This is a genomic window from Rhodococcus sp. AG1013 (assembly GCF_003350365.1).
GTDB lineage: Bacteria > Actinomycetota > Actinomycetes > Mycobacteriales > Mycobacteriaceae > Prescottella.
In genome coordinates, this window is record NZ_QQAT01000003.1 from 1 (window position 1) to 12,859 (window position 12,859).

At 68.8% G+C, this 12,859-nt stretch carries 9 protein-coding genes; 5 read left to right on the forward strand and 4 right to left on the reverse strand.

The features are described from left to right. The first annotated feature begins 71 nt into the window (after window positions 1–71). From ettA to DEU38_RS04875, 5 genes are all read left to right on the forward strand, one after another. A complete protein-coding gene (gene ettA / locus DEU38_RS04855) occupies window positions 72–1,751 on the forward strand; it encodes an energy-dependent translational throttle protein EttA (protein WP_114719374.1) in 1,680 nt (559 codons plus the stop codon). Between the two features lie 4 nt (window positions 1,752–1,755). Next, entirely contained in the window at window positions 1,756–2,184 is a 429-nt protein-coding gene (locus DEU38_RS04860; RefSeq protein WP_114719008.1) for a thioesterase family protein, read from the forward strand. A 119-nt stretch (window positions 2,185–2,303) separates the two neighbouring features. Then, on the forward strand, window positions 2,304–7,184 hold the full coding sequence (locus DEU38_RS04865; RefSeq protein WP_114719009.1) for an NAD-glutamate dehydrogenase: 4,881 nt from the start codon (window positions 2,304–2,306) through the stop codon (window positions 7,182–7,184). Between the two features lie 20 nt (window positions 7,185–7,204). Next, entirely contained in the window at window positions 7,205–7,669 is a 465-nt protein-coding gene (locus DEU38_RS04870) for a thioesterase family protein (RefSeq protein ID WP_258557666.1), read from the forward strand. Next, window positions 7,662–8,348 carry a hypothetical protein gene (locus tag DEU38_RS04875; RefSeq protein ID WP_114719010.1) on the forward strand — a complete coding sequence of 229 codons (687 nt, stop codon included), beginning with the start codon at window positions 7,662–7,664 and terminating at the stop codon, window positions 8,346–8,348. Before DEU38_RS04870 ends, DEU38_RS04875 begins: the two co-directional genes overlap by 8 nt. Here the strand turns inward: DEU38_RS04875 and DEU38_RS04880 are convergent. From DEU38_RS04880 to DEU38_RS04895, 4 genes are all read right to left on the reverse strand, one after another. Beyond that, window positions 8,338–8,958 (reverse strand): TetR/AcrR family transcriptional regulator, encoded by a 621-nt coding sequence (locus tag DEU38_RS04880; protein WP_114719011.1) that lies wholly within the window; start codon window positions 8,956–8,958, stop codon window positions 8,338–8,340. The genes DEU38_RS04875 and DEU38_RS04880 overlap by 11 nt on opposite strands. Beyond that, window positions 8,955–10,193 carry a cytochrome P450 gene (locus DEU38_RS04885; protein WP_114719012.1) on the reverse strand — a complete coding sequence of 413 codons (1,239 nt, stop codon included), beginning with the start codon at window positions 10,191–10,193 and terminating at the stop codon, window positions 8,955–8,957. Before DEU38_RS04885 ends, DEU38_RS04880 begins: the two co-directional genes overlap by 4 nt. A 121-nt stretch (window positions 10,194–10,314) precedes the next feature. After that, window positions 10,315–11,091 (reverse strand): SDR family oxidoreductase, encoded by a 777-nt coding sequence (locus DEU38_RS04890; RefSeq protein WP_114719378.1) that lies wholly within the window; start codon window positions 11,089–11,091, stop codon window positions 10,315–10,317. A 29-nt stretch (window positions 11,092–11,120) separates the two neighbouring features. After that, window positions 11,121–12,812, reverse strand: a complete 1,692-nt coding sequence (locus tag DEU38_RS04895) for an FAD-binding protein (RefSeq protein WP_114719013.1) — start codon at window positions 12,810–12,812, stop codon at window positions 11,121–11,123. Between the last annotated feature and the right edge of the window lie 47 nt (window positions 12,813–12,859).

Here is a 12,859-nt window from a genome sequence, read left to right on the forward strand (position 1 = left end):
GGCTGGCACTCGCGTAGCGGGTCGCCGTATGGGCTGACCTGCATGGACGGGATTCAAAACGAGGAGTGCTGGTGGCTGAGTTTATCTACACGATGAAAAAGGTGCGCAAGGCGCATGGCGACAAGGTCATCCTCGATGACGTCACCATGAGCTTCTACCCGGGCGCCAAGATCGGTGTGGTGGGCCCGAACGGCGCCGGTAAGTCGAGCATCCTCAAGATCATGGCCGGGCTGGACCAGCCGGGCAACGGCGAGGCCTTCCTCGCGCCCGGCGCATCGGTCGGCATCCTGATGCAGGAGCCGCACCTCGACGAGACCAAGACGGTCCGCGAGAACGTCGAGGAGGGTCTCGGCGAAACGATGGTGCAGCTCAAGCGGTACAACGAGATCGCCGAGCTGATGGCCACCGACTACTCGGACGAGCTGATGGAGGAAATGGGCACCCTTCAGGAGAAGCTCGACCATGCCAACGCGTGGGAGATCGACTCGCAGCTCGAGCAGGCGATGGACGCGCTGCGCTGCCCGCCGCCGGACGAGCCCGTCACCCACCTCTCCGGTGGTGAGAAGCGCCGCGTCGCGCTGTGCAAGCTGCTGCTGAGCAAGCCCGACCTGCTGCTCCTCGACGAGCCCACCAACCACCTCGACGCCGAGTCGGTCCTGTGGCTCGAGCAGCACCTGGCCGCCTACCCCGGCGCCATCCTGGCGGTCACCCACGATCGCTACTTCCTCGATCACGTCGCGCAGTGGATCTGTGAGGTCGACCGCGGACGCCTGCACGGTTACGAGGGCAACTACTCCACCTACCTGGAGCAGAAGGCCGCCCGTCTCGAGGTCCAGGGCAAGAAGGACCAGAAGCTGCAGAAGCGCCTCAAGGACGAGCTCGCGTGGGTCCGCTCGGGCGCCAAGGCCCGTCAGGCGAAGAACAAGGCGCGCCTCGACCGCTACGACGAGATGGTCACGGAGGCCGAGAAGCACCGCAAGCTGGACTTCGAGGAGATCCAGATCCCGACCCCGCCGCGCCTCGGCAACGTGGTGGTCGAGGTCGAGAACCTCGACAAGGGCTTCGACGGCCGTCTGCTCATCAAGGACCTCTCGTTCACGCTGCCGCGCAACGGCATCGTCGGTGTGATCGGCCCCAACGGCGTCGGCAAGACCACGCTGTTCAAGACCATCGTCGGGCTCGAGCAGCCGGATTCCGGCACCGTGAAGGTCGGCGAGACGGTCAAGCTCAGCTACGTCGACCAGAATCGCGCCAACATCGACCCGACGAAGAACGTGTGGGAGGTCGTCTCCGACGGACTCGACTTCATCGAGGTCGGCCAGAACGAGATGCCGTCGCGTGCCTACGTCAGCGCGTTCGGTTTCAAGGGCCCGGACCAGCAGAAGCCGGCGGGCGTGCTCTCCGGTGGTGAGCGCAACCGCCTGAACCTGGCGCTGACCCTCAAGGAGGGCGGCAACCTGATCCTGCTCGACGAGCCGACCAACGACCTCGACGTCGAGACCCTGAGCTCGCTCGAGAACGCGCTGCAGGAGTTCCCCGGCTGTGCCGTCGTGATCTCCCACGACCGTTGGTTCCTGGACCGGACCTGCACGCACATCCTGGCGTGGGAAGGTGCCTTCGGCGACAACGAGGCCGCCTGGTACTGGTTCGAGGGCAACTTCGAGGCATACGAGGAGAACAAGGTTGCGCGCCTCGGCGCCGACGCGGCCCGTCCGCATCGCGTCACGCACCGCAAGCTCACCCGGGACTGATCCCGTGTCCGCTCCGTCCCTGGTCTACAGCTGCGAGATCCAGGTGCGGTGGGGTGACTCCGACAGGCTCGGACATGTCAACAACACCCGCATAGTGGAGTACCTGCAGGAGGCGCGTTCGCTCTTCCTGGCCGAGGGTGCGGCGTCCGTGGACGCCGCACCCGGGGCGGCCGTCGTCCGCAAGATGGACGCCGAGTTCCTCCGTCCCATCACCGCCACCTCCGGCACGGTCCGGGTGACGGTGTCGGTGGTGCACCTGGGGACGTCGTCGTTCACCCTGCGCCACGTCATCGAGGACGCGGACGGCAACGTGTGTGCATCCGGTGACGCCCTGATGGTGGCGTTCGATGTCCGGGCCGAGCGGTCGCGACCGCTCACCGAGCCCGAGCGCGCGGTTCTGGGTCGCTACCTGCCGGCGGCGGCGCCCGCGTAGCGGCACCGAAGACCTCGCACACCCCGGTCGGACGGGAGATCCACCCCGCTCGGGGTCACCGCGGTTAGGCTCGCCAGTGAGCCACCCGCGGTGACCTCGAACAGGGATGGAGCGTCGTAATGACGGATTCTGCCGATTCCGACTGGTCTCTCGAACTGCCCGCCGAGTTGCGGGCCTGTCTGCCGGATCTCGCTGCCGCCTACTTCCGCCACACGTCGGCCGGTGAAGGCGACAGCGTCCTGAACGGTCGTTCGGACGCCATTCTGCGCGAGCACGTCACGCTCGCCCGCCACCGGAAACCGGGGTGGGCCGTGACTCGGGTCCACCGCCCGTCGGACGGCACCGGGCTCGGCGCGGCGCTGCAGATCGTCACCGACGACATGCCGCTGCTCGTCGAGTCCGTCACCGCCCTCGTCGGCCGCCTCGACGCGGCCATCAGCGAGGTGGTGCACCCGATCTTCGCGGTGCGCCGCGACGCCGCCGGCGATCTGGAGGCGGTTCTGCCGGCCGCGTCGATCCACGATCCGTCTCCCGGCTGCCTGGAAGAGTCGTGGATGCATGTGCAGCTGCATCCGGCGACCGAGGGCGCGGTGCTCGACGCACTCGAGGCGTCCATCGGCGACGTCCTCTCGGACGTGAGTCAGGTGGTGGCCGACACCGAATCGATGCGGGCCCTGCAGCTGGTGCTCGCGACCGAACTCGACGTCCGTGCGGGCGACCCACCGCCCGGGCGGTCGGCCGACGAGCTGAAGGACTGCGCGAACCTGTTGCGCTGGCTGGCCGACGGTCACTACGCGGTGCTCGGGTATCGGCGCTACGAGCTGGGCGAGCGGGACACGGCCGGCGGACGGGCCCAGCGGTCGGTGCCGGACAGCGGCCTGGGCGTGCTGCGGTCGGACGTTCTCGCCGACGAGCGCGTCAATCTTCCTCTCGCGGCTGATATTCCGGATCGGCCATTGCTGGTGCTGACGCAGGGATCGGCGCCGGCGACCGTGCACCGCTCGGTGTATCCGTACTTCGTGGGGGTCAGCATCCTCGCCGACGACGGCGCGATCGTCGGTGAACACCGCTTCCTGGGGGTGTTCACGGTGACCGCGATGCACGAGAACGTCCTCGAGATCCCGGTGATCGCGCGGCGCGTGCGGACGGCGATCGAACGGGCCGGGTTCGACCTGGGGTCGTTCTCGGGGCAGGCGATGCTCGAGGTGGTCCAGTCGTTCCCCCGCACCGAACTGTTCTCGATCGACACCGACACGCTCCTCGACACGATCACCGCGGTGCTCAACATCGGGCTTCGCCGTCAGGTCCGGTTGTTCATGCGGGAGGACGGATTCGGCCGGTTCGTCTCGTGTCTCGTCTATCTCCCGCGGGATCGCTACACGACGCGGGTGCGGCTGGCGATGCAACAGATCCTGCTCGACGAGCTGGGCGGTGGCTCGCTCGAATACACCGCGCGTGTCACCGAGGGCGATCTGGCCCTGTTGCACGTGACGATTCGCAAACCGGTCGGGCGCCCGCACGCGCCGGTCGATACGTCGGAGGCGAACCGGCTGCGGATCCAGAACCTGCTGGCCGCGGCGAGCCGCAGCTGGGACGACCATTTCGCGGATACGGTCGCCGATGATCCGTCGGTGGACCCTGTTCTGGCGCAACAGTATGCCGCGATCCTTCCGGAGAGCTACAAGGAGGACTTCGACGCGGGACGAGCGATCGCCGATATCGGCCGGCTCTGCGCCCTGCAGCCCGACGCGATCGCTCTGCGGCTCTATCACGACAGTTCGGCGCCGGAGGGGCAGTGGCAGTTCGCGCTGTACCTCGCGGGCGAGGGCATCTCGCTCTCGCACGTGCTCCCGGTGCTGCACAGCCTCGGGGTGGAGGTCCTCGACGAGCGGCCGTACCTGATCGTGCGGCCGGACGGGATGCACTGCTGGATATACGACTTCGGCTTGTCCGTGCCTCCGGAGTTGCTGCGCGACTCGATCGAGGATCTCCGTGACGGTGGCCCGGGGGAGCTGCTGCGGTCCCGCTTCACGGCGGCGTTCACCGCGGTGTGGCACGGGCTCTGTGAGGCGGATCGGTTCAACGAGTTGGTGTTGCGGGCGGGTCTCGACTGGCATCAGGTGTCGGTCCTGCGGGCGTACGTGAAGTACCTGAGGCAGGCCGGGTTCGCGTACAGCCAGGTGCACATCGAGTCGGTGGTGCTGGCGCACCCGGAGATCGCCCGGTCGTTGATCGACCTGTTCGAGGCCCTGTTCGACCCGGAGGCCGCATCCCCGAAGCAGGCCAGGGCCCTCGAGCGCGACCTGCGGGCCACGATCGGCGAGGTGGTGAGCCTCGATGTGGACCGCATCCTGCGCGCGCTGTTCGGTCTGGTGCAGGCGACACTGCGCACCAACCACTTCGTGCGCGGCGACGACGGCGCACCGCGGGACTTCCTGTCCCTGAAGTTCGAGCCGAGTCGGATCTCGGAACTGCCCAAGCCGAGGCCGCGATTCGAGGTGTTCGTGTACTCGCCCGAGGTCGAGGGCGTCCACCTGCGGTTCGGTCCCGTCGCGCGCGGCGGCCTGCGCTGGTCGGACCGGCGAGACGACTTCCGCACCGAGATCCTGGGCCTCGCCAAGGCCCAGGCGGTCAAGAACGCGGTGATCGTGCCCGTCGGCTCGAAGGGTGGGTTCGTCGTCAAGCAACCCGTTGCGCCGACGGGTGATCCGGGTGTCGACCGGCAGGCCGTGCGCGATCAGGGCATCGCCTGCTACCGGACGTTCATCTCGGGCCTGCTCGATGTCACCGACAACGTCGACCGCGTGAGCGGCGCCGTCGTGCCGCCGCAGCGGGTGGTCCGGCGCGACGAGGACGACACGTACCTCGTGGTCGCGGCCGACAAGGGGACGGCCACGTTCTCCGACATCGCCAACGACGTTGCGGCGAGCTACGGCTTCTGGCTCGGCGACGCGTTCGCGTCGGGAGGCTCGGCCGGCTACGACCACAAGGAGATGGGCATCACCGCCCGCGGCGCGTGGGAGAGCGTCAAGCGGCACTTCCGGGAACTCGGACTCGACGTTGCGGCAGACGATTTCACGGTGGTCGGGATCGGTGACATGAGCGGCGACGTGTTCGGCAACGGCATGCTGCTGAGCGAACACATCCGACTGGTGGCCGCGTTCGACCACCGCCACATCTTCCTCGATCCCGATCCGGACGCGGCCCGCTCGTTCGCCGAGCGGCGCCGGATGTTCGCGCTGCCGCGGTCGTCGTGGGCGGATTACGATTCCGCTCTCATCAGCGAGGGCGGTGGCGTCTACGCCCGCACCGCGAAGTCGGTGCCCGTCAGTGCCCAGGTGCGCGAGGCGCTCGGACTCGACGCCGACGTGACCACGATGGCACCGCCCGACCTGGTGAAGGCGATTCTGACCGCGCCGGTGGATCTGCTGTGGAACGGCGGTATCGGCACCTACGTCAAGGCGGCGTCCGAGTCGGACGCGGCCGTGGGCGACAAGAGCAACGACGCCGTGCGGGTGCACGGAGCCGACCTGCGGGCCCGCGTGGTCGGGGAGGGCGGCAATCTCGGTGTCACGCAACTCGGTCGGATCGAGTACGCCTTGCACGGCGGCAAGATCAATACCGACGCGATCGACAACTCGGCCGGGGTCGACTGCTCCGATCACGAGGTCAACATCAAGATCCTGCTCGACTCGCTGGTCAGCAGCGGGGCTCTCGGGCAGGACGACCGTGATCCTCTGCTCGAGTCGATGACCGACGACGTGGCGCGACTGGTGTTGGCGGACAACATCGCCCAGAACAACCAGCTGGGTATGTCCCGCGCCAGTGCGTCGCAGACGCTCGGCGTGCACCGTCGACTGATCGCGACCCTGATCTCGCACCACGGCCTCGACCGGAAGCTCGAGGCGCTGCCCACCGAGGCGGAGTTCAACCGTCGGGCTCAGGCCGGCGCCGGCCTGACGTCACCCGAGCTGGCGACCGTGATGGCGCACGTGAAGCTGGCGTTCGAACAGGACCTGCTCGGGACCGAACTGCCGGACAGCGACTTCTTCGCGTCCAGGCTGCCCGGCTACTTCCCGCTGCCCCTGCGTGAGCGGTTCAACTCGGCGATCCGCGCACACCCGCTCCGGCGGCAGATCGTCGCGACGATGCTCGCGAACGAGGCGATCGACAACGGCGGCATCACCTACGCCTACCGGCTCGCGGAGGACGCCGGCGCGTCGAGCACGGACGCGATCCGCGCCTACGCGGCGGCCACCGAGATCTTCGGCCTGCACGACGTGTGGGAGCGGGTCCGCGTCGCCGACATGCCGTCGGCCGTCTCGGACGTGCTGATGCTGCAGTCGCGCCGGGTGCTCGACCGGGCATCGCGGTGGTTCCTGTCGAGCCGGCCGCAGCCGATCGCGGTCGGCGCCGAGATCAGCCGCTACTCCACCGGGTACCGACGGCTGGCGCCGAAGGTTCCCGGTTGGCTGCGCGGACACCATGTGACGGACCTCGAGAAGCGGTCGCGGGCGGCCATCGCGGACGGCGCACCACGGGATCTCGCACTCGAGGTGTACCGCCTGCTGGACCTGTATCCGCTGTTGGACATCATGGACGTCGCCGACATCTGCGAGCGGGACGGCGAGGAGGTAGCCGAGCTGTACTACTCGCTCGACGCGCACCTGGGCATCGACTGGTTGCTCACGGCGGTCTCCGATCTGGCGCGCGGCGACCGCTGGCATTCGCTGGCGCGGCTCGCGCTGCGGGACGACCTGTACGGGTCGCTGCGCTCGCTGACGCTGGAGGTGCTGGTCGGCGGTGAACCGACGGAGACGTCGCAGGAGAAGATCGACTACTGGGAGTCGACCAACGCGTCGCGACTGGCGCGGGCGAGGTCCGCGCTCGCGGAGATCTTCGAGTCTGGAACGCTGGACCTCGCGACGCTCTCGGTGGCGGCGCGTCAGGTACGCAGCATGGTGCGGGGAGTGGGCACCCGATCGGAGGTTGGACGTTGAGCGGGTCGCGAGAGTCATTACTGAGCGTTTCGCAGGAAGCGGGATCGAACGGCGCGGTCGTCGGCACGCACGTCGGATTCCACACGAAGGTGGTCGTGCGCTGGTCCGACATGGACGCGTTCCAGCACATCAACCACGCGCGGATGGTGACGCTGCTCGAGGAGGCGCGGATCCCGTGGCTGTTCGAGGACAACTCGCCGACGGTGACGCTGCGCGACGGCGCGGTGATCGCCGACCTGCACGTGCGCTACCGCGGACAGCTCCGGCACGACGACAGCCCGCTCGACGTGTTGATGTGGATCGAGCAGGTCCGCGCCGTCGACTTCACGATCGCGTACGAGGTCCGGCCCGGGGGCGCCGCGCCCACGACGCCGCCGGCGATCGTCGCGTCCACCCAGATCGCGGCCTTCGACATCGGCACCCAGCGGCTGCGTCGGCTGACGGCCCCCGAGCGCGAGTACCTGGAGAGCTGGAAGCGTGCGTGAGCGCGTTCTGACGGTTCCGGGCCCCGCGGATCGCGCCGATCTGGCGGTGTTCGTCGGGCGCGCCCTGCGTCTCGACGAGGCCGCGGTGGTGCGGTTGCGGCAGCGGTCGGACGGCAGGCTGTCTGTCTGGGCGGCAACAGGATTCGATGCCATCGCGGCGCGAGTCGTGGCCGGTGGGATTCGTCCGCAGGACACGACGGCGGGTGCCGACGTCCTGCTGCGGGCGCTGTCGGAGCCCGGTGCAGGCGCGGAGATCGACCCGGGTTTCGCGATGGATTCGGCGTGGCGCGGCGCGTTGCCGCCCGAGTCGGGATTCGTGCACGTGGACGACGTGCCCGCCCGGGTCCTGCTCGGGCTGGCGCAGCGCGGCGCCGCGCTGGCGAAGGAGCACGGCAGCGCGCAGGGCCCGCCCACGTCGCTGCTCGAGCAGAAGGTTCTCGAGGTCGAGGGCGGGGATGCCCGGGTCGACGTCTCGATGCGCACCGTGTTCGCGCTCACCGGAATGGGATTCGTGCCGCTGGCCGACGGCGGTGCCGCGACCGCCGACACCGAACTGGACCGCATCGCCGAGGACGAACTGGTCCGGGTGCGCGCCCACCCGTCGTGGGTGCGCCTGGACGCCCGGTTCGGGTCGGTCTACGCGCGCCGTGCGGGCGCGATCCCGCTCTTCACGGCGTAGGACGGTCGGCCGTCCCGGGGGCGATCAGCACCGGCACCAGGAACTGCTCGACCATCGTCCGCTCGTCCGCGGCGTCGGCACCGGGCACCGTCAGCAGCGAGACGATGGCGCGTACCAACCAGCGTGCGCGGCGGACGGTTTCGGCGTGATCGCTGTGCCAGACATCGGCGAGGAATGCGGTGCCGATCACTTCGATCACCTCGGACGTGCTCGCCAGTTCCGATGCGAGGCCGGCGTCGCCGAGGCCGAACCACGCCGCCAGTGTCGGGGTGGAGCGAACCTCGTCGATCGCCAGCAGGACGGCCTCGGTCACCCGCGCCCGGGCGTCGTCGATGGGTGCGACCCTCGCGGCGATCTGCTCACCGAGTCGACGTGCCTCCCGGTGGACGTACGCCCGGTGCAGCGCGCGACGGTTCTCGAAGTAGCGGTACAGCGTGGCGCGCGAACACCCGGCGGCCTTGGCGACCTCGGCCATTCCCGTTGCCGAGACACCGCGTTCGACGAACAACTCGGCGGCGGCGTCGAGGATCTTCCCGGCCGCCGCCTCGTTGCGTTCGTCCTGCAGCCAGGATCCGGAAGTGCCGGGCGCCCCGACGGTTTCGGAGGTCATCGTCCGACGGCTCGGAACGGGACGTGGGTGGGCCGGCGGACGTAGTTGCCGGCGGCGTACTCGACACCGTCGATGTCGACCTCGAAGTCCGGGCATCGGGCGAGCAGTTCCTCGAGCGCCACCCGCGCCTGCATGCGGGCGGCCGCCGCACCGAGGCAGTGGTGGTTGCCGTTGCTGAAGGTCATGATCTGCCGCGGGTTACGCAGCACGTCGAGTTCCTCGGAATCCGGGCCGTACACGCGGGGATCACGGTTCGCGGAGCCGTACACCAACAGCACCTTGCGTCCCGCGGGAATGGGGACGTCGTCGATGGTGACGTCGCGGGTGGTGGTGCGGGCCAGGCCCTGCACGGGGGACGTCAGTCGCAGGAGTTCCTCGATGGCGACGTTGATGCGCGACGGATCGTCCAGCAGCAGCTGACGCTGGTCCCGGCGCTGCGTGAGCAGTTGCACTGCGCCGCCGAGCATTCCGGTGGTGGTGTCATTGCCGCCGGTGACCATCGTGAACGCGAATCCGAGGATCGACAGGATGCCCGCGAAGTCGCCGTCGGAGCCCATCCCGGCCGCGACGAGATGCGAGATGGTGTCGTCGCCGGAATTGCCTGCGTCGGCCTCGGCTCGGCGGCGCTCGATGAGGCCGCCGAAGTAGCCCATGAGGTCGCCGACCGCGGTTGCCGCCTCGAGCGGATCGCCGGTGGCGTTGGCCGCGACGATCGCGTCGGTCCAGCCGTCGAACTGGCCGCGATCCTCCGCCGGCACACCCAGGTAGTGGGCGACCACCATGCTGGGCAGCGGCTTGAACAGGGCCGTGACGATGTCGCCCTCGCCGGCGGCGCGCAGTTCCTCGAGTCGCTCGACGACGAACCTGCGGACCTCGGGTTCGACGGCCTCCACCTGACGCGGGGTGAAGCCACGCGCCACCAGCCGGCGGAAGTTGGTGTGCACCGGCGGATCGAGCATCACCAGCGGGGGATTGTCCCGCAGCCCGATCTTGTCGAGCTCGCCGTAGGTCATGGTCAGCCCCTCGGCGGACGAGAAGGTCTCGGCGTCCCGCGATGCCGCGTACACGTCCTCGTGGCGGGTGAGCACCCAGAAATCGTCCGTGGGCGAGTCGGCCGGCACGACGTTGTGCACGGGATCGTGGTCGCGCAGGGCCGCATACATCCCCCACGGGTCGCGCCAGGACTCACCCGAGCGGGGGACGTAGGACGCTTGGCCGGACATCGTCGTCGTCATGTTTCGACAGTGAGACAGAGCACCAAGTTTGTCAAGGGTTCCGAGATGCGGCGAACCCCGGCCGTGGGCTGGGCTAGCTGCCCGAAGCGGGCACCCACGGCCGGGGTTCTGCCGAACGGCGCTATTGACCCATGACGCGATTCACGGTCGGACCGGTGGTCCAGCCGCCGTCCACCGCGATCTCTGCGCCGGTGACGTACGACGCCCCATCGGAGAGCAGATACGTCACCGCGCCCGCGATCTCGTCGGCCTCGCCCACGCGCCCCATCGGGGTGTTGGGGAAGTTGCCCTCACCCGGCTGGATCCCGATGTCGGCGGTCATCGGCGTGTACGTCATGCCGGGGTGCACCGAGTTGACGCGGATGCGGTCCGTCCCGAGTTCGACGGCGGCGATCTTCGACAGCCCGCGCACGCCCCACTTGGAGGCGCCGTAGCCGGCCGTGAGGGCCAATCCCATGAGCCCGGCGGCGGACGAGATGTTCACGATCGATCCGCCGCCGGCCGCGCGCATCGGCGCGACGACCGCCTGGATTCCGTTGAAGACGCCGACCAGGTTGATGTCGAGGACCTTCCGGAAGTGCTCGAGCGGTTCGTGCTCGATGTACTGGCCCGTGGAGATGCCCGCATTGTTGACCAGGCCGTTCAGCGTTCCGAACTTGGTGAGCGTGAATTCGACTGCAGCACGCCACCCTTCGGCATCCGTGACGTCGAGGTGGACGTAACGTGCGGCGTCGCCGAGGTCGGCGGCCGTGGCGCGGCCGTCGTCGTCGAGGACGTCGGCGATCACCACCTTGCCGCCGGTTTCGACGATCTGGCGGGCGAATGCCGCGCCGAGGCCGCGGGCGCCGCCGGTGACGAGAACGACCTTGTCGGACAGCATATTCGAATCCTCACTCATGGGTTCAACCTTCTTTCCGAGACGCGACGTCACTTGCCGCGGGAGGCGTGGCGGGCACCGATGTAGCCGAACACCATCGCGGGACCGATGGTGGCACCCGCGCCGGCGTAGTCGTTGCCCATGACCGAGGCGGACGTGTTACCGGTCGCGTACAGGCCGTCGATGACGCTGCCGTCCGCGCGCAGGACCTGACCGTTCTCGTTGTACATGAGTCCGCCCTTGGTTCCCAGGTCTCCGGTCCGCATCCGCAGTGCGTAGTACGGGGCGGTGTCGATGACGTCGAGCGTGGGGTGCGGCAGGCTCGGGTCGCCGTAGTAGTTGTCGTACGCGCTCTCGCCGCGGTGGAAGTCGCCGTCCCGTCCGTTTCGAGCGAATCCGTTGAAACGCGAGAGGGTTTCGGTGAGTCCGGCGACCGGGACATCGATCTTGCGGGCCAGCTCCTCGATCGTGTCGGCGACGGCGATCAGGCCGCCGTCGATCCACGCCTTGGGGAACTTCCGGCCCGGCATGATGCCACCGATCGGGTAGCGCTTCTTGGCGCGCTCGTCGAAGACGAACCACGTGGGTTCGTGACCGCCGGCCAGCTGATCGTGCACGAACGTCACGTACGGGGCGGCCTCGTTGGTGAACCGCTTGCCGTGCTGATCCACGATGATCGACCGCGGGACGGACCGCTCGGCGACCATCACCTGGACGATGCCGTCGGGCCGCTGGAACGACGGCATCCACCACGCGTCGTCCATGAGATCGACTGCAGCGCCGACGTTCCGGCCCGCGATGATGCCGTCGCCGGTGTTGTCGGACGACGCGGCACTGAAGTTGTCGCGGCCGCCTTCCGGCAGGTTCGCCTTGCGCATGTCGTCGTTGAACTCGAACCCGCCGGTCGCGAGCAGCACGCCGTGGCGGGCCCGGATTCGCACCGGTCGGCCGCCGCGCTCGGCGACCAGTCCGATGACGGCACCCGAGGAATCCGTCACGAGGGATTGCATGGGCGTGTTCAGCCACAGCGGCACCCCGGCGTCTTTGAGCGCCAGGCGGAGCCGGGCGATCAGGGCACGGCCGAGGGTGTCCATATGGCGCCGCAGCAGGATCGCCTTGACGGCATTGAACCCGGTCTTGAGCGCGGTGCGCCGGGCCTTCCACGTCCGCATCACCATGTTGAGCTGCACGAAGTCCTTGGACGTGATGAACAGTCCGGGCGGGGTCGCGAGCGCGGCCGGGCGCAGCAGATCCTGGTCGGCGCCCAGTTCCTTGAGGTCGACCGGCAGCGGCTCGATGGTGCGTCCCGCAGGACGGCCGCCGGGCTGCTCGGGGTGGTAGTCGGAGTAGCCCGTGCACCACTGGAATCGCATGTGGCGGCTCGACGTCTCCAGGAACGCGAGCGTCTTGGGGCCCTCGTCGATGAAGGCATCGAGGTTCGCCGACGGAACCCGGTCGCCGAGGACCGCATCGAGGTAGCGGCGGACGTCCTCGCGGGAGTCGGCCAGGCCCTCGCGGATCAGCAGCGGGTTGTTCGGTACCCACACACCGCCGCCGGACAATGCCGTGGTGCCACCGTAGACACCCGCCTTCTCGATGAGCAGGGTGTCCAGTCGTTCGGCGGCGCCGGCCAGCGCGGCGGTGAAACCGCCTGCGCCGCTGCCGACCACCAGCAGATCCACCTCGTGATCCCAGGTGGGCTCGGCGGACTGGTCGGTCTGGATCGAATCGGTCGCGGACATCGCGGGTCTCCTCGGGGTGCCTGGGGGACGCGGCACACAGTGCCTGT

Excerpts from the sequence above, each read along its gene's own strand:
- DEU38_RS04895 (WP_114719013.1), bottom strand. The coding sequence starts at position 12,812 with ATGTCCGCGACCGATTCGATCCAGACCGACCAGTCCGCCGAGCCCACC.
- DEU38_RS04890 (WP_114719378.1), bottom strand. The coding sequence starts at position 11,091 with ATGAGTGAGGATTCGAATATGCTGTCCGACAAGGTCGTTCTCGTCACC.
- DEU38_RS04865 (WP_114719009.1), top strand. The coding sequence starts at position 2,304 with ATGACGGATTCTGCCGATTCCGACTGGTCTCTCGAACTGCCCGCCGAG.
- DEU38_RS04885 (WP_114719012.1), bottom strand. The coding sequence starts at position 10,193 with ATGACGACGACGATGTCCGGCCAAGCGTCCTACGTCCCCCGCTCGGGT.
- DEU38_RS04880 (WP_114719011.1), bottom strand. The coding sequence starts at position 8,958 with ATGACCTCCGAAACCGTCGGGGCGCCCGGCACTTCCGGATCCTGGCTG.